Consider the following 18,703-nt stretch of genomic DNA (forward strand, 5'->3'; position numbering starts at 1 on the left):
CTGGTGGAAGATACAAAGGGGCGTGCGGGTGCTCAGTTGTGGGCCTGTCCGACGAGTGCGAAGGTCTGGACGGCGATCTCCAGTTCTTCGTCCGTCGGCACCACGGCGACCGCGACCCGTGCGTGCTCCGGCGAGATCAGCCGCGGTGCGCCGGACCGCACGGCGTTCAGATCCGCGTCCACCGCCAGACCGAACTCCTCGAGACCGGCGATCGCAGCCTCGCGTACGGGCGCCGAGTTCTCCCCGACCCCCGCCGTGAACACCACGGCATCCACCCGCCCGAGGACCGCCGAATAGGCGCCGATGTACTTCTTCAGCCGGTGCACATAGATGTCGAACGCCAGGGCCGCACGCTCGTCGCCCTCGTCGATCCGGCGCCGGATCTCCCGCATGTCATTGTCGCCGCAGAGCCCGACCAGACCGCTCCGCTTGTTGAGCAGTGCGTCGATCTCGTCCGCCGACATCCCCGCCACCCGCTTGAGGTGGAAGGTGACGGCCGGATCGATGTCGCCGGAACGCGTACCCATCACCAGCCCCTCGAGCGGGGTCAGCCCCATCGAGGTGTCCACGCACCGGCCGCCCGCCACCGCCGACGCCGAGGCGCCGTTGCCCAGGTGCAGCACGATGACATTGACCTCCTCGGGAGTGCGCCCCAGCAGCTCGGCAGCCTTGCGGGAGACGTACGCGTGCGAGGTGCCGTGGAATCCGTAGCGCCGGATGCGGTGCGTGTCGGCGGTCTCCATATCGATCGCGTACCGCGCCGCGTACTCCGGCATCGTCGTGTGGAAGGCCGTGTCGAAGACTGCCACCTGCGGAAGGTCCGGACGCAGGTCCCGGGCGGTACGGATGCCGATGATGTTCGCCGGATTGTGCAGCGGGGCCACCGGGACCAGGCGCTCGATCTCCTTCAGCACCTCGTCGTCGATCACCACGGGCTCGGTGAACCGCAGCCCGCCGTGCACCACCCGGTGGCCGATCGCCGCCAGTGCGGGGGAGTCCAGGCCCAGCCCGTCGGCCGCCAGTTCCTCGGCCGCCGCCTTGAGCGCGGCCTCGTGGTCGGCGATCGGGCCGGTGCGCTCACGCGCCCTGGCCCCGCCGACCAGCGGTGTGTGCACCAGCCGGGAGGTCTCCTCGCCGATCCGCTCGACCAGTCCGACCGCCAGCCTGGAGTGGTCGCTCATGTCCAGGAGCTGGTACTTCACCGACGAGGAGCCGGAGTTGAGAACGAGCACGCGATTCGCGGCCACGGTGGAAGGGCTGTCTGCAGTCGGGGTGGTCATGCGGGTCGCTCCTCGCCCTGTGCCTGGATCGCCGTGATGGCCACGGTATTGACAATGTCCTGGACGAGCGCGCCCCGGGACAGATCGTTGACGGGCTTGCGCAGCCCCTGGAGTACCGGTCCGACGGCCACCGCGCCCGCCGATCGCTGCACGGCCTTGTAGGTGTTGTTGCCGGTGTTCAGGTCCGGGAAGATCAGCACCGTCGCCTGACCCGCCACCTCGGAGCCGGGCAGCTTCGTCGCGGCGACGCTCGGCTCCACCGCGGCGTCGTACTGGATCGGGCCCTCGATCCTGAGATCCGGCCGGTTCTCGCGCACCCGGTCCGTCGCCTCGCGCACCTTGTCGACATCGGCGCCCGATCCCGAGGTGCCCGTCGAGTACGACAGCATCGCGATCCGCGGCTCCACGCCGAAGCGGGCGGCGGTCGCGGCCGACTGCACAGCGATGTCCGCGAGCTGCTCCGCGTCCGGGTCCGGGTTGACCGCGCAGTCGCCGTACACCAGGACCTTGTCGGCGAGGCACATGAAGAAGACGGAGGAAACGATCGAGGCGTCCGGCTTGGCCCTTCCGTCACCCACCACTGCCCTGCCTGACGTGCTTCGCGCGGCCCCTTTGCTCTTGATGATCTCGAACGCCGGGCGGATCGTCGCCGCGGTGGAGTGCACGGCCCCGGAGACCATGCCGTCGGCGAGCCCCTCCTGGACCATCAGGGTGCCGAAGTAGTTGACGTCCGCGACGACGTCGTACGCCAGCTCCACCGTGACCCCGCGGTGCGCGCGTATCTGTGCGTACCGCTCGGCGAACGCCTGGCGCAGCTCGGAGCTCTGCGGGTCGATGAGCTGCGTACCGGCGAGATCGATGCCGAGGTCCGCGGTCTTCTTGCGGATGAGGTCGACATCGCCGAGGAGCGTGAGGTCGCAGACATCGCGGCGCAGCAGTACGTCCGCGGCGCGCAGCACTCGCTCCTCGGTACCCTCCGGCAGGACGACCCGGCGCCGGTCGGTGCGGGCCTGCTCCAGCAGTGCGTGCTCGAACATCATCGGGGTGACGCGGCCGCTGCGGGCCACCGAGATCCCCTCCAGCAGGGCACCAGTGTCCACATGGCGCTCGAAGAGGCCCAGTGCGGTCTCCGCCTTGCGAGGCGTCGCCGCGTTCAACTTGCCTTCCATTGCGAAGAGTTCACCAGCGGTGGGGAAGGAGCCGCCGGCCACGGAGACGACCGGGGTACCCGGTGCGAGTCTCGCGGCCAGCTTGAGTATCTCCTCGCCGGGGCGTTCGTCCAGGGTCAGCAGCACACCCGCGATGGGCGGGGTTCCGGCGCTGTGCGCGGCCAGCGCGCCGACCACCAGATCCGCCCGGTCTCCGGGCGTGACCACCAGACAGCCCGGCGTCAGCGCCTTCAGCATGTTCGGCAGCATCGCACCGCCGAAGACGAAGTCCAGCGCGTCCCTGGCCAGCCCGGAGTCGTCGCCGAGCAGCACCGTGCCGTCGAGTGTCGCGGTGATCTGGGCGACGGTCGGCGCGGAGAGCGCCGCATCGTCCGGCAGTACGGAACAGGGGACGGGCAGCCGGGCCGCCAGTCGCTCCGCGATGACATCGCGGTCCTCGGCCGCCACCCGGTTCACGATCATTGCGAGGATGTCGCAGCCCAGGCCGGCGTACGCCCGGTAAGCATTGTGGGTCTCGGCCCGAACGGACTCCGCGGGCCGGCCCTTCCCGCCGACCACCGCGATGACCGAGGCGCCGAACTCATTGGCGAGGCGGGCGTTGAGCGCCAGTTCGTCGGGGAGCTGGGTGGCGGCGAAGTCGGTACCGAGGACCAGCACCACCTCGTACTTCTGGGCCACCTGATGGAAGCGTTCCACGAGGAGGGAGACCAGCTCGTCCGTACCCTGCTCAGCCTGGAGCGCGGACGCCTCGTGATAGTCCAGGCCGTAGACCGACGAGGGGTCCTGGGAGAGCCGGTAGCGGGCCCGCAGCAGCTCGAACAACCGGTCGGGTCCGTCGTGGATGAGTGGCCGGAACACCCCGACCCGGTCCACCTGACGCGTCAGGAGCTCCATGACTCCCAGATCGACGACCTGTCGGCCGTCTCCCCTGTCAATCCCGGTCACGTACACGCTGCGCGTCACGCGTGCTCTCCCGTCCATTTTTGTGGTTTGGGATGGTATTGCCATATGACGATACCTGCGGGGGCCAAGACGCCGCCCGCCGGGTGAAAGCCCATCTGCGGAGGGCCTCCCCGGGAGATTGGGGGCGCGGCGGGATCCACCGCTGCATCCGGCGGAGCACCCGTGCGGGAGTCCCCGGAGCGGCCGGGACCGCGAGGTCCAGACCTGACGTGGGACAATCGTTATGGCTCACGGTACGGGGGGATTCTGTAGTCGCCCCCGAAATGCACGACACTAGCGAGCAGGAGATACAGCACGATGCGCATCGGAGTTCTCACCGCAGGCGGCGATTGCCCAGGCCTGAACGCAGTGATCCGGTCGGTCGTGCACCGTGCCGTGGTGGGGCACGGTGATGAAGTCATCGGCTTCGAGGACGGGTTCAAGGGACTCCTCGACGGTCACTTCCGCCCGCTCGATCTCAACGCGGTCAGCGGCATCCTCGCCCGCGGTGGCACCATTCTCGGCTCGGCCCGGCTGGAGCGCGACCGGCTGCGCGAGGCCGCTGAGAACTGTGCCGAGCTGAGCCGCCGTTACGGCATGGACGCGCTCATCCCGATCGGCGGCGAAGGCACCCTCACCGCAGCGCGGATGCTGTCGGACGCCGGGATGCCCGTCGTCGGCGTCCCCAAGACCATCGACAACGACATCTCCGCCACCGACCGCACCTTCGGCTTCGACACCGCGGTGGGCGTCGCCACCGAGGCCATAGACCGCCTCAAGACCACCGCCGAATCGCACCAGCGGGTCATGGTCGTCGAGGTGATGGGCCGCCACGCCGGCTGGATCGCGCTGGAGTCCGGAATGGCGGGCGGGGCGCACGGCATCTGCCTTCCCGAGCGCCGCTTCCAGGTCGAGGACCTGGTCAAGATGGTCGAAGAGCGCTTCGCACGCGGCAAGAAGTTCGCGGTCATCTGCGTCGCCGAGGGCGCGCACCCGGCCGAGGGCTCCATGCCGTACGCCAAGGGCGAGATCGACCAGTACGGCCACGAGCGCTTCCCGGGCATCGGCAACAGGCTGGCCATCGAGCTGGAGACCCGGCTCGGCAAGGAGGCCCGGCCGGTCATTCTCGGCCACGTGCAGCGCGGCGGCACGCCGACCGCCTACGACCGGGTGCTCGCCACCCGCTTCGGCTGGCACGCGGTGGAAGCCGCGCACCGGGGCGACTTCGGCCGGATGACGGCTCTGCGTGGCAACAACATCGAGATGGTTCCGCTCGCCGACGCCATTACCCAGCTCAAGACGGTGCCGGGGGACCGGATGGACGAGGCCGAGTCGGTCTTCTGAGCCCGGACGCGCGCGGCAGCGTCACAAGCAGTGGCCGGCGGGCGGCCCTGACCACCCCCCGTGGACGGTCAGGGCCGCCCGTCGGTCTGTTCTTCTTCGACCCGGTGACTACCGGCACGGCCGGCGGCTGAGAGCAGCACGGCCTGCAGGGGGGCGCCCGGCTTCAAGCGTTTGTCCCCTGCACCCCCGCCGTCTGCCAGAACCGTTCCACGATCTCCGCCAGGAACTCCCGCCCCGCATCGCCCGTCCCCCCGGCCCGCTTCGTACCCGTGCTGCTCCAGCTCAGCGTCGACATCATCAGCGCCTGGTAGTCGGCGTGCAGCTGTTCCAGTACGTCCTGCAGCAACCCGCGCTCCAGCGGCACCAGCTTCGCCACCGGCCGGACATGGGCCTGCCAGCGTGTCGTCACCGCACTGCGCAACAGCTCCGCCAGCTCCCCGTCCCGGCCCGACACCGCCACGAACCCGGCGGCCGTCAGCCCCAGTACCTCGCTGAGCACCGCGGACCGGCGTTCGTTGCCGCGCCAGCGCCCCGCCTCCTCCATCCGCAGATACGCGGAGGCGGTCAGCCCCAGCAGACGCGCCAGCTCCTCGACGGCCAGCTCCCGGGCCACCCGGTGCTCCCGCAGGGTGCGCGCGGCGGTCAGCAGCTCGCCCGGTGAGCACCACAACACTCCGGCCAGCGCCGTGAGTTCGTACTCGCTCGGGACGGCGAGCCCACCTTCCCACGCGAGCACGGTCTCCGTGCTGATGTGGAGCCCGTACTGCGCTCCGAGACCGTACGAGACATGGCCCGGAAGCATCCCCAGGGCCTCGCGGAGTCGGCGCGCGGCGGGGGCGTTGAAGGGCGGGGAAGGCTGCACGGCCCCACCGTAGGAGTCGACACGCGGTCTCACTACGGTGTGTTCCACCGATATCACGGCTCGTAGGAACGTCCTAACGACCTCGGGGGGAAATTCCGCTCACTATTTCCCCCGAGGACGTAAGGTGCGCTTCGACAGCAGCGCCATACGCCCCCCGGCCGGACGGGACTTTCGAAACACGCCCTGGTGCCGTGCGTGCGGGGTCAGCGCTTTTGGGTCACCCACCGGTAGTGCAGCTCCGGGCGCCCGATCTGACCGTACTGGGGACTGCGTACCGCGCGCCCCACAGTCACCAGATGTTCCAGATAGCGGCGCGCGGTGATCCGCGAGATGCCCAGCTCCATCCCGGCCGCGGCCGCCGTCACCCCGTCCGGGGCAGCCCGCAGAACGCCGGTGACGGCCTCCAGCGTCGGGCCGCTCAGCCCCTTCGGCAGCCGGGTCGGCTGTGGTGCGCGCAGTGCGCCGAGCGCCCGGTCCACCTCGTCCTGACCGCTCGCCTCACCGGCCGCCGCGCGGAAGTCGGCGTAGCGGACGAGCCGATCGCGCAGGGTGGCGAAGGTGAACGGCTTCAGCACGTACTGGACGACACCGAGCGACACCCCTTCCCGGACCACCGCCAGATCACGCGCGGACGTCACCGCGATGACGTCCGCCGGGTGCCCGGCCGCGCGCAGCGAGCGCAGCAGCTGCAGACCGTGCCCGTCGGGCAGATACAGATCCAGAAGCAGCAGATCGACGTGCGTACGGTCCAGCGCCCGCACCGCCTCCGCGCGCGAGCGCGCGACCGCGGCCACCGTGAATCCGGGGACGCGGCCCACGTACAGCTGATGGGCGTCCGCGGCGACGGGATCATCCTCGACGACCAGCACCTGGATCACGCGGTGTCCTCCTTCAGGGTGTGCGTCGTGCGGTTGCCGATGGCCAGCGGCAGCCGCACCGTGAACTCCGCACCGCCGTCCGGGCCGTGGTCCAGCGCCACCGTCCCGGCGTTGCGATGCACTGCCTGCTGTACGAGGGCCAGCCCGATCCCCCGGCCCGCACCGTGCGTCGACCAGCCCCGGCCGAACACCTCGGTGGCGTCGTCCGGGTCGACCCCGACCCCGGTGTCGGCGACCCGCAGCAGCAGCTCGTCCTCCCCCGCGAGCGCGGTGACGGTGACCCGGGCACGGGCGGACCGGCCCGGCACCGCTGCTCGCCGGGCGGGCACGGCCTTCGGGTTGGGTGTACCAGTCACCGTCTCCGACGCCGCGTCCACCGCGTTGTCGATCAGATTGCCGAGGATCGTCACCAGGTCCCGTGGCGGCAGGGTCGCGGGCAGGGCGCCGTCGTCGATCAGGCTGTCGTCCGCGAGCACCAGCTCCACCCCCCGTTCGTTGGCCTGCGCAGCCTTGCCGAGCAGCAGTGCCGCCAGCACCGGTTCGGCGATGGCGCCCACCACCCGGTCGGTGAGGGCCTGGGCCAGTTCCAGTTCGGCGGTGGCGAAACCCACCGCCTCCTCGGCCCGGCCCAGTTCGACCAGCGAGACGACCGTGTGCAGCCGGTTCGCAGCCTCGTGCGCCTGTGAGCGCAATGCCTGGGTGAATCCCCGCTCGGAGTCCAACTCGCCCGACAATGCCTGGAGTTCCGTGTGATCGCGCAGCGTCACGACCGTGCCGCGCTGCTCCCCGCCCACCACCGGACGAGTGTTGACCACGATCACCCGATCCGCCGTCAGATGCAGCTCGTCGACCCGCTCCTCGGAGGCGAGCAGCGCACCGGTCAGCGGCGTCGGCAGACCGAGGTCGGCGACCCTGCGCCCGACCGCACCCGCCTCCAGCCCGAGGAGCTCCCGGCCCGCGTCGTTGATCAGCGCGATCCTGCGCTGCCCGTCGAGCATCAGCAGCCCCTCGCGTACCGCGCGCAGCGTGGCCTGATGGTAGTCGTGCATCCGGCTCAGCTCGGCGGCGTTCATGCCGTGCGTGTGCCGCCGGAGCCGGGCGTTGATCACATACGTACCGATACCGCCGAGCGCCAGCACCCCGCCCGCCGTCAGTCCCAGCGCCCCGAGCTGCGCCCGCACCTGTGAGGAGACCCGCTCGACCGTGATGCCCGCGCTGACCAGGCCGGTGATCCTGCCGCCGTCCCGGATCGGGGTGACGACCCGGATCGAGGGTCCGAGCGTGCCGGTGTACGTCTCCGTGAACGTCTCGCCGCGCAGCGCCTGCGCGGTGTTCCCGAGGAACTTCTCGCCGATGCGGTCGGTGTCCGGGTGCGTCCAGCGGACCCGGTCCGGGGACATGATCGTGACGAAGGCGACGCCGGTGTCCCTGCGGACCTTCTCCGCGTAGGGCTGCAGTACGGCGGACGGGTCCGGGGTACGGATCGCCTCCCGTACGGACGGAGAGTCAGCGATCGCCAGCGCCGCCGTCCTGGCCTGCCGGGCCGCGGTCTCCTTCGCCTGCTCGCGGCCCGACGCGTAGGCGAAGAACGCGCATCCCGCCACCACGGCGGCGACCAGCACCACCTGCATGGCGAAGAGTTGACCGGCGAGGCTGCGAGGGCGGGTACGGGGTAGGGGTAGACGCACGGCAACAGTCTGCCTGGCCGAAAACATATGAACGAAATGCACGTAACGGTGACCGGCGCCACAGGGGACGGGATAGTCACCAAGCCCCCCAGGGACGGGGGAGTGACCTGGACGAACCGAGGAGAAGCCCCGTGGGAGTGGCAGCCGCCAAGCGGGACCGTACGCATTATCTGTATCTCGCCGTGATCGCGGCGGTGGGGCTCGGCATCCTCGTGGGCTTCGTGGCCCCGGACTTTGCCGTCGAACTCAAGCCGATCGGTACCGGCTTCGTGAACCTCATCAAGATGATGATCTCGCCCATCATCTTCTGCACGATCGTGCTGGGCGTCGGTTCGGTGCGCAAGGCCGCCAAGGTCGGCGCGGTCGGCGGCCTCGCCCTCGGCTACTTCCTGCTGATGTCGACCGTCGCACTCGCCATCGGCTTGCTCGTCGGCAACCTGCTGGAGCCCGGCCAGGGCCTCCACCTCACCGAAGAGGTGCGCGCCGCCGGTGAGAAGCAGGCGGCCGGCGCCGGCGGCGAGTCCACCGTGGACTTCCTGCTCGGCATCATCCCGACGACGATGGTCTCCGCCTTCACCGAGGGCGAGGTCCTGCAGACCCTGCTCATCGCCCTGCTCACGGGCTTCGCGCTCCAGGGCATGGGCTCGGCGGGCGAACCGGTCCTGCGCGGCATCGGCCACATCCAGCGCCTCGTCTTCCGCATCCTCGCCATGATCATGTGGGCGGCCCCGGTCGGTGCGTTCGGCGCGATGGCGGCCGTGGTCGGCGAGACCGGGGTCGACGCGCTGAAGTCGCTCGCGGTCATCATGGTCGGCTTCTACCTCACCTGCGCGATCTTCGTCTTCGTGGTGCTCGGCACCATCCTGCGGCTGGTCGCCGGGGTGAATGTGGTGGCTCTGCTGAAGTACCTGGGCCGCGAATTCCTGCTGATCCTCTCCACCTCGTCGTCGGAGTCCGCCCTGCCGCGCCTCATCGCCAAGATGGAGCACCTGGGAGTCAGCAAGCCCGTCGTCGGCATCACCGTGCCGACCGGCTACTCCTTCAACCTCGACGGCACCGCGATCTACCTCACGATGTCCTCGCTCTTCATCGCCAACGCGATGGGCGACCCGCTGAGCGCGAGTGAACAGATCTCGCTCCTGCTCTTCATGATCGTCGCCTCGAAGGGCGCGGCCGGAGTCACCGGCGCGGGCCTCGCCACCCTCGCGGGCGGCCTCCAGTCGCACCGCCCCGAACTCGTCGACGGCGTCGGACTGATCGTCGGCATCGACCGCTTCATGAGCGAGGCCCGCGCCATGACGAACTTCGCGGGCAACGCGGTGGCCACCGTCCTGGTCGGCACCTGGACCAAGGAGATCGACAAGGAGCGGGTGGGCCAGGTCCTCTCCGGCGCGCTCCCGTGGAACGAGCAGATGCTCAACCAGGACGCCGGTCACGGTGACGGCACGGGCGTTCCGGAGCCGCGGGACGGCGACCAGGAGCACGCCCTGGCGAAGGCCTAGGAGCCGGACACCCGGCACAGGGGCAGGGCCGTCGCGGGAACTCCCGCGACGGCCCTGCCCCTGTGCCGTTCAGCGCGGCTCGTCAGCGGCCGGGCCGCCGCTCCTCCGGCCGCTGAGCACCGCGGCAATCGGCAGGGCCGCTGCGAGGCCGCTGAGCAGGACTGCGGCAAGCGCGCCCAGGATGGCGGGCTCATTGTCGAAGGCAATGCCGATTGCGGCCAGGGCGGGCCCTACGTTGCGCACCGAGGCGACGCTTCCCATGGTGGTGCGGCGCCCCCGCGTGCCCGTGGCCAGCAGCGTGCCGACGGCGAAGGCAGCGGCTGAGAGGACGAACCCGGCCAGGAGAGTGAGCGAGCTGAGCAGCGAGAGGACGTCACGCCAGTTGCCCAGGAGCATGCCCGCCAGCACGATCAGGAACGTCACGTTCGAGACCTTGACCGCCGGAGGATGCCACGATTGCGCGGTAGGTGCCGCGTAGCGGCGCAGCAGGAGGCCGATGACGAACGGTACGAGCTGCAGGAGGGCCACGGTCCGCACCAGCGCCACGACATCGAGGGAGACCCCTTTGCCGATGTCGGCGGCGGTCAGGATGCCGTTGGCGGTCGGGGCGAAGGTGAGGCTGCCGATGGTGGCGAGCAGCACCTGCATCGCCGCGCCCGCGACGACGTCGCCCTTCTGCACCATGGCCAGCTTCGCCCCGAAAGGCCCACCCGGTGACGAGGCGACCAGGACGAGCGCGATGAACCCGGCGGCGGGCAGGCTGAACAGCGCGCCGAGGCCCCAGCCGAGCAGTGGGATGACCACCGTGTTGGCGACCAGGGCCAGCAGAAGCAGCGGGACGTTGGTGAAGATGCCGCGCAGCGTCGCCATGGTGGCCCCCAGGCCGGCGGCGAACATGGTGGCCACGATGAAGATCACCGTGACGGCGTTGAACAGCAGGTGCAGTGTGTCCATGGGCATTCCACTTGGGTTGCGGAGCACCTCGGGGCGGTGCCACGGCGCGCGTCGCCGCACTGTCAGTTCTGGAGATCACCGAGCCGGCGCAGGGCGCTCAGGCCCGGCAGGAAGCAGTACTCGCCGCCGTGTGTGACGACGAACCGCGGCAGTGGCGGCATGCGCCTGCGCAGCGGCCGCCGGGGGATGGTGAAGCCGGTGAGGCCGTCGTGGGACCCGGTGACGGGGTCTCTGGCGCTGCCCGCACCGAAGAAGACGCCGTCGTTCATCCACTCGGACTGGACGAACTCGAACTGCCGCCCGAGGTGGGCGCCGATGAACGCGAACATCAGGCCGCGGTCGGCCCCGTCGTCCTCCAGCACTCCCTGGGGCAGTGGCGGACCGTAGACGGCCCCGCGTCTGATCAGGCGGTGCAGTCGCACTTCGCCCGCCACCGAGGCATCGCGGGGGTTGGCGCGGCGGATGTGGCAGCCGCCGGGGGTGGTGAACCCCGCCGGATCGTCGCCCTCGTAGAGGAAAGTGTTGCGGCGGTGCGGGTCGGCGCCGAGCGCGGGGTCGTCGTGCTGCGGACTGAGCGCCAACGGAGCACCGCTGCGCCAGCGTCCCATGATCTTGGCTGCCAGCAGTTCCTCGTCCTCGGGGCTGGTGGCGTTGTCCTGCAGGTAGCGCCGGAACGCGGCGACCCGCTGGTGGAGTTTGCGGAAGGCCGCGTAGCTGCCGTTGCGTCCCAGCTCCTTGGGCAGCAAGGTCTGGACACCGCCGATCTCGTCCTGGTAACCGAGCACGAACTCACCGGCCTTCAGAGGCACCTCCATTTCGTTCGACCCGGCGATTCCGCTGCCCTCGACGGCCGGGTGGCTGACGCCGTCGCGATAGCCGAAATGCTCGGCCTCGGACGGCAGCGAGTAGCAGTCCTGCCGCCAGATCGCGGTTATACCGGGAAGGCGGTCGTAGGCGGGGCGGGCCCGGTCGATGGCCGCCTCCAACTGCGGGACGTCAGGTGCGACCGCCGTGAACACCACATGCACATCCGACGTGCCCAGGGGCGCTTCCCAGTGCTCGGGGCTGCTCTCGCCGATGTCGCCCAGAGCCTTGGCGCGGGCAGCCATCCCCTGCCGGAACTCCCAGGCGAACGAGTCCAGCGATGCGCGCGGCACGCCCAGCGCCTCAAGTCCGTGATAGGTGACCGCGACGCTCACCCAGGTCTCCCCCAGAGGGCTGGCCGATTCGGCGGCAGAGGTGACCGCCGTGCTCGCGCGCCGCATCAGCTCGCGTCCGTGCGTCCGGTCATCGATGCGGAACAGCAGGTACGTCGCTGCGTAGGGGGTCGGGCGGGGGCTGAGAACCCCACGCTGGATGTCGTCGAGTTCCAGCGCAACCCGCGTGTGCCCGCTCACGGCTTCACCTCCTTCGCCACTACTTCGAGACGAGGTTCCGCCAGAAGTTCCGCAGGCTTTCGTCGCCGCCGAACAACGAGCTGAAGATCGTGGAGTCCGCCAGGAGCACGTCGCCGGCCCGCTCACCGCTGGGGGGCATCCAGAGGAACATGTTGAATTCGGTGTTCCCGGCTTCGGTGAACGGATGCGGTCTGGAAGTGTCGATCGGCTGCCTGGCCAGCACATGAATGACATCCGGTTTGTCGGTCGTCACGGCGTAGTGCGGCAGGTGCATGTGGAAGTTGAAGTTGGTCACCCCTTCCAACCACCCCTTCGCGTCCAGGTCCCTGGCCGTGGACAGCGGGGCGATCTTGTTCGCTTCCTGCACCGCGGGACGCAACCCGTAACGGTTCTCGACAGGCACCCCGAGCCCCTGCATCAAGCCTCGGAGGTGCGTGGCGAAACGCTGCTGGCGGGGCACCAGGGGATCGCCGTGATGGCGGTACTCCATGTCCCGTACGGTCAGGTCGTCCGATGCCCCGACGTCATGGTGCGGCCCCAGGACCACAGAGGTGCCCTCTCGGCTGAGGAAAGCCTGCAGCGCCTCAACCTCCGCGGGCTCGGCCTCCTGCCTGGTGATCATGTGGTCGAGCCCGAACACGAACAGGGTGTCGGTGTCGGCCAGTACGCGCTCGTCGATCGGGGTACGGAAACCGGCCTGGTCGATGCGTTGGTACACGGGGACGGGGTGTCCGGTGGTCTCCTCGACGAACTGCTGGAACGGCACCCAGGCCCAGAAGAACAATTCCAGTGATCCCGAGATGCCCTGCTGGAACTGCAGTGGGTCGGACCACCTCGGGTCCTCGTAGGCAGGCCATGCCACGCGCCGGACTTCGGTCAACGTGGAGAACCGGTTGTCGAGCTCGGCCGGGTTATGGCCTGCTTCGGCCGGATAGCTCCATGAGACGTAGATGCTCACCCGCCGCCGACCAGCGGTGTATTCGCGCGGGACATGGTTCTGATTGTAGGTGCGTGCGGTCTTGGCCTTACTCATCCCGTCTCCCATCCGCAGTGGGACAAGCGAGCGGCAGCCCGTTCTCACTGCATCTGGTCAAGCATCTCCGACAGGGCACTCTTGATCTGCAGAGCCTTTTTGATCTCGTCGGCGCTGACGTACGGATACTCCCCGTACTCGATGAAGCTCGGACAGTGGTGTGCACGCACGAACCTGATGAAGCCCTCGGGGTTCGTCTTCCAGTCCTCGGGGAACCCTTCAAGGTTCTCGAAAGCCGTGCTCACCCCTGCCTTGCTGAAAAGCGCGACGGCGTCTTCCGTGTACTTGTCGAAATCGGTGTCGAAGATTCCCTGATACATGAAACGCGTGTCATCGTCGAAGAGCACCCAGCGCAAGTAGTGCAACTTCAGCGGCGCGAGAAGATACGGATCGCGCTCCAGCGCCTCGGCCAGGCGGTAGCCGTACTGACGAATCGCCTCAGCCCGGCCCGGTTTGACCTTCGCGATGATGGTGAACCCATAACACGCCGGTGTCTTCGGAAAAATTGGGCCGTATTTCCCCTGTTCGAGCTGGTCGGTCTCCTTGGGGATGACGGTCGCCTGCGGCTTGATCTTCATCTCTGCTCCTACGCCACATCTGGCCTGGAACTCCCTAAATCGTCTCACACGGCCAGTCCGCCTGCACGGTGAGCAGTAAGGAGCTGAAACACCCTCGACGTCGACGACGTCCGGCAGTTCGTCCGTCCGGCTCGGGCCCACGTCCGCACGGGTGACCCCTCGGCCGCCATGGAAGAACTGTCCACTTCTGACTGACCGTGACCCAAAGTGCATTGCTGCATATCGATGTACAGGGCGCTTTGAAGAGCCGGCCGCCGAGTACGACGAGCACTGGGTGTACGGGCCGGACTACGGGACCTATCGCTGACATCGGTTGCACGACGACCAGGCCACGTGCGGCGTACAGACGGGCAAGGGTGCGTGACGCCGTCCCACCGCCGAGAGGGCCGGCGCTCACCCGACAGCGCGCTTGCAGCTGCTGCAAACAAATACCCCGGTCCGAATTGACGGCCGGGGTACTTCTTTGCCTATATTGAATAGTTCCGTGCATGCACGCCGAAGGGCATGCCGAGAAACTTCAATGAACATAATCTATCGCGTCAGGTGATGAATTGTCAACCGAGGAAATGCAGCAGGAACAGCAATTCGTCTCGCTCGCCCACGAGCGGCTCGACCAGCTCCGGGTAGCGGCCGAAACCGCCATGTGCGCCACGATCGCGCAGCTCAGCGCCGGTCGACAGGCGCGGGTGGAGCGCGATGTCGGCGTCGTCGAGCACTCAGCCTCGCTCGCCGCGCTGAATGCGGCCGACACGGGACTCTGTTTCGGACGGATCGACAGGCGCGACGGAGTCACGTACCACATCGGGCGCATCGGAATCCGGCGGGACGACGCCGAGCGGACCCCGTTGCTGATCGACTGGCGGGCTCCCGTCGCGCGGTCGTTCTATCTCGCGACTGGGTATGAACCGATGGGGCTGCGCCGCAGGAGGCACATCACCACGCAGGGGCGCATGGTCACCGGGTTGCACGACGAGATCATGGATCTCGCCGACACCGCCCGCACCGGATACGAGTCGCACGACGCCGACGAGGTGCTGCTCGCCGCGCTGAACAGCGCCCGGACGGGCCGGATGGGCGACATCGTCTCGACCATCCAGGCCGAGCAGGACCGCATCATCCGCGCCCCACAGCGCGGGGTGCTCGTCGTCGAGGGAGGTCCTGGCACCGGGAAGACCGCGGTCGCGCTGCACCGGGCCGCGTATCTGCTGTACGCGCACCGGGAGCAGCTCGCCAAGCGGGCCGTGCTGATCGTCGGGCCCAATCCGGCATTCCTCGGCTACATCGGCGAGGTGCTGCCCTCGCTCGGTGAGACCGGCGTGCTGCTGTCGACGGTCGGCGAACTGTTTCCCGGCGTGCACGCCACCGGCACCGACAGCCCCGCAGCCGCCGCCGTAAAGGGCCGGGCGGACATGGCCGGCGTACTGGCCGAGGCCGTACGGGACCGGCAGCAGGTGCCCGAGAAGGGCGAGCCGATCGTCATCGCGCACGACGACGGGGAGCTGATCCTCGACTGGGACATGGCAGTCGAAGCGCGGCACAAGGCCCGCGAGACCGGGCTGCCGCACAATCTCGCCCTGCCCACCTTCGCCTTCCGGATCATCGACGATCTCACCACACAGCTCGTCGACCGCATCGGCGCCGACCCCTACGGCGGCCCGAATTTCCTCGGCCCCGACGACATCGCCCAGCTCGGTAAGGGCATCGCCGCCAGTGCGGAGGTGCACGCAGCCATCACCTCCCTGTGGCCCCCGCTCACCCCGCAGGAGTTCCTCGCCGGCTATCTGGAGGAGCCCACGCATCTGGCCGAGGACGACGCCGAGCTGATCCGGCGCGCGAAGAAGACCGCCTGGACACCTGCCGACGTGCCCCTGCTCGACGAGGCTGCCGAGCTCCTCGGTGCGGACGAATCCGCCGCCCGGGCCGCCGCGGAGGCCGAGCGGGCCCGCCAGATCGAATACGCGCAGGGCGTCCTCGACGTCTCGTACGCCTCCCGTACCTACGAGTTCGAGGACAAGGAGGACATCGACGAGGACGCTTCCGAGGTCCTCGCGGCGCACGACATCATCGACGCCGAACGGTTCGCCGAGCGTCAGGAGGAGGCCGACCACCGCAGCGCCGCCGAGCGCGCCGCCGCCGACCGTACCTGGGCGTTCGGGCACATCATCGTCGACGAGGCGCAGGAGCTGTCGGCCATGGCCTGGCGGCTGTTGATGCGTCGCAGCCCGACCCGATCGATGACCTTGGTGGGCGACCCGGCCCAGACCGGCGACCTGGCAGGCTGCGACTCCTGGCAGGAGATCCTCGCGCCGTACGTCCAGGACCGCTGGCAGCTGATGCGGCTCGGGGTCAACTACCGTACGCCAGCCGAGATCATGGAGTACGCGGCCGAGCGGCGCCGGGCCACCGATCCCGCCTTCGAACCCCCGCGCTCAATCCGCTCCACCGGTGCACGGCCCTGGGAGCGCACCTTGCCGCTCGCCGACGTGGCAGAGCTCGCCGAGGCCGAGACCCCAGCGGAGGGCAGGCTCGCCGTCATCGCCCCGCGCGAGCTCCACGCGGAATTCACAGGACTCGACGACGGGCCGCTGGATCTGCACCGGCCCGTTGTCCTGCTCGACCCGCGCCAGGCCAAGGGCCTGGAGTTCGACACGGTTCTCGTTGTCGCGCCCGCGCTGATGACGGCCAACGATCTCTATGTGGCGCTGACCCGGGCCACCCAGCGGCTAGGGATCATCACGCCGGGTCAACGACCTCGGGGGTAAGCCACACCGTCGCCAGCGGCGGCAGAGTGAGCTGGATACTCGTGCGGTGACCGTGGGCGGCGACGGACTCCGGCTTCAGCGGATCCGGGTTGAGGACGTCACCGCCGCCGTACCGTACCGCGTCCGTGTTGAGCACCTCCGCCCAGGCAGACACGGACGGCGGCACGCCCAGCCGGTACTCGTGGCGGACCACCGGCGAGAAGTTCGACACCGCGAGCAGCGGCGCACCGTCCGCGTCGAAACGAAGGAAGGCGAAGACATTGTCCTCGGCGGCTGTGCCGTCGACCCAGGCGAAGCCCTCGGGGACGCTGTCCCGTTGCCACAGCGCCGGTGTCGCCGCGTACACCGCGTTCAGCTCACGCACCAGGTCCCGTACGCCCCGGTGGTCGCTCTCCGCCGCATACGAAGGGTCCAGCAGCCACCAGTCCGGACCGTGTCCCTCCGACCATTCCGCCCCCTGGGCGAACTCCTGTCCCATGAAAAGGAGTTGCTTGCCCGGGTGGGCCCACATGAAGCCGAGGTACGCCCGGTGGTTGGCGCGCTGCTGCCACCAGTCGCCGGGCATCTTGCTGACCAGCGCCCGCTTTCCGTGCACCACCTCGTCGTGCGAGATCGGCAGGACGTAGTTCTCGCTGTAGGCGTACACCATCGAGAAGGTCATCTCGTTGTGGTGGTACTTGCGGTGCACCGGCTCCTTCGACACGTATTCGAGAGAGTCATGCATCCAGCCCATGTTCCACTTCAGCCCGAAGCCGAGCCCGCCGAAGCCGTCGGGGCCGACGTGGTGGGTGGCGCGGGTGACGCCGTTCCAGGCGGTGGACTCCTCGGCGATGGTGACGACGCCCGGATTGCGCCGGTAGACGGTGGCGTTCATCTCCTGGAGGAAGGCGACGGCGTCCAGGTTCTCCCGGCCGCCGCGCTCGTTGGGCGACCATTCCCCGTCCCCGCGCGAGTAGTCGAGATAGAGCATCGAGGCGACGGCGTCGACCCGCAGCCCGTCGATGTGGAACTCCTCGCACCAGTAAGTGGCGTTGGCGACCAGGAAGTTGCGTACTTCCGCGCGTCCGTAGTCGAACTCCAGCGTGCCCCAGTCCGGATGAGCCGCCCGCGATGGGTCGGAGTGCTCGTACAGCGGGCGGCCGTCGAACTCCGCGAGCGCCCAGTCGTCGCGCGGGAAGTGCGCGGGCACCCAGTCGACGATGACGCCGATGCCGGCCTGGTGCAGCGCGTCGACGAGGAAGCGGAAGTCGTCCGGTGTGCCCATGCGTGACGTCGGGGCGTAGAAACCGGTGACCTGATAGCCCCAGGAACCGCCGAAGGGGTGCTCGGAGACTGGCATCAGTTCCACATGCGTGAACCCGAGGTCCTTTACGTAGGCGGGAAGTTGGCAGGCGAGCCCGCGGTAGGTGAGCCCTGGCCGCCAGGACGGCAGATGCACCTCGTACACGGAGAACGGCGCCTCGTGCACCGGTACGTCCCCGCGGTGCGCCATCCACTCCTGGTCCTGCCACTCATGGTGCGAGGCCGTCACGATCGAGGCATTGGAGGGCGGGACCTCGGTGCGGCGGGCCATCGGATCGGCGCGTGTGGTGTGCGAACCGTCCGGGCGGCAGATGTCGAACTTGTAGAGCGCGCCCTCCCCGAGCGCGGGCAGAAACAGCTCCCACACCCCGCTGGCGCCGAGCGAACGCATCGGGAAGCCGGTGCCGTCCCAGTAGTTGAAGTCCCCGACGACCCGCACACCGCGGGCGTCGGGGGCCCATACGGTGAATCGGGTCCCCGCGACCCCCTGGTGTTCCATGGGCTGAGCGCCGAGAGCGGTCCACAGCTCCTCGTGGCGTCCCTCGCCGATCAGATGCAGATCGAGATCACCGAGCGCGGGCAGGAATCGGTACGGATCCTGCACCTCGATCTCGTTGTCCTCGTAGGCGACCAGGAGCTGGTACTCGGGAAGCGTGGTCATCGGCAGCACCCCGGAGAACAAGCCGTCGCCGTCATCGTGCAGTTGCGCCCGCAGCCCCTTGGCGAGCACGGTCACGGATCGCGCGTACGGGCGCAGCACCCGGAAGGCGACTCCGCCGCGGACCATGTGGGCGCCGAGCAGGTCGTGCGGGGCATGGTGCTCACCGGCGAGCAGTCGGGCCCGGTCGGCATCGTCGAGGGGGCGTGCCTGCCGTACGCCTTTGCTGCCGCTGTCCTGGCGGGGACGGGGCGGCGCGGCATCGGTACTGGTGGTGGCGGCGGGCGTTTCGCGGGACGGTTTGCGGGCGGTCACAGGGACGGCCTCCTCGGAGGGTGTTGGCGGGGCGGAACC

13 protein-coding genes are annotated in these 18,703 nt (G+C 69.1%); 3 read left to right on the top strand and 10 right to left on the bottom strand.

Annotated elements, in window-relative coordinates:
* Positions 1-32 precede the first annotated feature (32 nt).
* Positions 33-1,280: an acetate kinase gene (locus tag ABT115_RS14425; protein WP_351788503.1), complete on the bottom strand. Its 1,248-nt coding sequence runs from the start codon at positions 1,278-1,280 to the stop codon at positions 33-35.
* Positions 1,277-3,412, bottom strand: a complete 2,136-nt coding sequence (gene pta, locus ABT115_RS14430; RefSeq protein WP_351788506.1) for a phosphate acetyltransferase — start codon at positions 3,410-3,412, stop codon at positions 1,277-1,279. The genes ABT115_RS14425 and pta overlap by 4 nt, the downstream gene beginning before the upstream one ends.
* 297 nt (positions 3,413-3,709) lie before the next feature.
* On the opposite strand from pta, the gene ABT115_RS14435 reads away from it, so the two are divergent.
* Positions 3,710-4,735: an ATP-dependent 6-phosphofructokinase gene (locus tag ABT115_RS14435; RefSeq protein WP_351788509.1), complete on the top strand. Its 1,026-nt coding sequence runs from the start codon at positions 3,710-3,712 to the stop codon at positions 4,733-4,735.
* Between the two features lie 163 nt (positions 4,736-4,898).
* On the opposite strand, the gene ABT115_RS14440 is transcribed toward ABT115_RS14435, so the two are convergent.
* The 3 genes from ABT115_RS14440 to ABT115_RS14450 form a co-directional block, all read right to left on the bottom strand.
* A complete protein-coding gene (locus ABT115_RS14440) occupies positions 4,899-5,537 on the bottom strand; it encodes a helix-turn-helix domain-containing protein (RefSeq protein WP_351788576.1) in 639 nt (212 codons plus the stop codon).
* 263 nt (positions 5,538-5,800) lie between these two features.
* Positions 5,801-6,475, bottom strand: a complete 675-nt coding sequence (locus ABT115_RS14445) for a response regulator (protein WP_351788511.1) — start codon at positions 6,473-6,475, stop codon at positions 5,801-5,803.
* Positions 6,472-8,106 (bottom strand): sensor histidine kinase, encoded by a 1,635-nt coding sequence (locus ABT115_RS14450; RefSeq protein ID WP_351788579.1) that lies wholly within the window; start codon positions 8,104-8,106, stop codon positions 6,472-6,474. The genes ABT115_RS14445 and ABT115_RS14450 overlap by 4 nt, the downstream gene beginning before the upstream one ends.
* Positions 8,107-8,294: 188 nt before the next feature.
* Here ABT115_RS14450 and ABT115_RS14455 point away from each other — a divergent pair, with 188 nt between their 5' ends.
* A complete protein-coding gene (locus ABT115_RS14455; protein ID WP_351788514.1) occupies positions 8,295-9,665 on the top strand; it encodes a cation:dicarboxylate symporter family transporter in 1,371 nt (456 codons plus the stop codon).
* Positions 9,666-9,734: 69 nt separating this feature from the next.
* Here ABT115_RS14455 and ABT115_RS14460 read toward each other — a convergent pair whose 3' ends face one another.
* From ABT115_RS14460 to ABT115_RS14475, 4 genes are all read right to left on the bottom strand, one after another.
* Positions 9,735-10,619: a bile acid:sodium symporter family protein gene (locus tag ABT115_RS14460; protein ID WP_351788516.1), complete on the bottom strand. Its 885-nt coding sequence runs from the start codon at positions 10,617-10,619 to the stop codon at positions 9,735-9,737.
* Positions 10,620-10,681: 62 nt separating this feature from the next.
* Positions 10,682-12,016 (bottom strand): Dyp-type peroxidase, encoded by a 1,335-nt coding sequence (locus ABT115_RS14465; protein ID WP_351788519.1) that lies wholly within the window; start codon positions 12,014-12,016, stop codon positions 10,682-10,684.
* 19 nt (positions 12,017-12,035) lie between these two features.
* Positions 12,036-13,049 (bottom strand): hypothetical protein, encoded by a 1,014-nt coding sequence (locus ABT115_RS14470; RefSeq protein ID WP_351788521.1) that lies wholly within the window; start codon positions 13,047-13,049, stop codon positions 12,036-12,038.
* 44 nt (positions 13,050-13,093) lie between these two features.
* Positions 13,094-13,627 (bottom strand): hypothetical protein, encoded by a 534-nt coding sequence (locus ABT115_RS14475; RefSeq protein ID WP_351788524.1) that lies wholly within the window; start codon positions 13,625-13,627, stop codon positions 13,094-13,096.
* 566 nt (positions 13,628-14,193) lie between these two features.
* On the opposite strand from ABT115_RS14475, the gene ABT115_RS14480 reads away from it, so the two are divergent.
* On the top strand, positions 14,194-16,389 hold the full coding sequence (locus tag ABT115_RS14480) for a HelD family protein (protein ID WP_351788582.1): 2,196 nt from the start codon (positions 14,194-14,196) through the stop codon (positions 16,387-16,389).
* On the opposite strand, the gene glgB is transcribed toward ABT115_RS14480, so the two are convergent.
* On the bottom strand, positions 16,361-18,664 hold the full coding sequence (gene glgB / locus ABT115_RS14485) for a 1,4-alpha-glucan branching enzyme (RefSeq protein ID WP_351788526.1): 2,304 nt from the start codon (positions 18,662-18,664) through the stop codon (positions 16,361-16,363). The genes ABT115_RS14480 and glgB overlap by 29 nt on opposite strands.
* Between the last annotated feature and the right edge of the window lie 39 nt (positions 18,665-18,703).

Origin of the sequence: Streptomyces sp. NPDC001832 (assembly GCF_040297265.1) — a bacterium.
In the GTDB taxonomy this organism is placed as follows: Bacteria; Actinomycetota; Actinomycetes; order Streptomycetales; family Streptomycetaceae; genus Streptomyces.

What these genes read in the sequence shown, in the direction of transcription:
- ABT115_RS14435 (WP_351788509.1), top strand. Translation starts at nt 3,710, where the DNA reads ATGCGCATCGGAGTTCTCACCGCAGGCGGCGATTGCCCAGGCCTGAAC.
- ABT115_RS14470 (WP_351788521.1), bottom strand. Translation starts at nt 13,049, where the DNA reads ATGAGTAAGGCCAAGACCGCACGCACCTACAATCAGAACCATGTCCCG.
- ABT115_RS14460 (WP_351788516.1), bottom strand. Translation starts at nt 10,619, where the DNA reads ATGGACACACTGCACCTGCTGTTCAACGCCGTCACGGTGATCTTCATC.
- ABT115_RS14425 (WP_351788503.1), bottom strand. Translation starts at nt 1,280, where the DNA reads ATGACCACCCCGACTGCAGACAGCCCTTCCACCGTGGCCGCGAATCGC.
- ABT115_RS14475 (WP_351788524.1), bottom strand. Translation starts at nt 13,627, where the DNA reads ATGAAGATCAAGCCGCAGGCGACCGTCATCCCCAAGGAGACCGACCAG.
- ABT115_RS14440 (WP_351788576.1), bottom strand. Translation starts at nt 5,537, where the DNA reads ATGCTTCCGGGCCATGTCTCGTACGGTCTCGGAGCGCAGTACGGGCTC.
- ABT115_RS14480 (WP_351788582.1), top strand. Translation starts at nt 14,194, where the DNA reads ATGCAGCAGGAACAGCAATTCGTCTCGCTCGCCCACGAGCGGCTCGAC.
- ABT115_RS14450 (WP_351788579.1), bottom strand. Translation starts at nt 8,106, where the DNA reads ATGCAGGTGGTGCTGGTCGCCGCCGTGGTGGCGGGATGCGCGTTCTTC.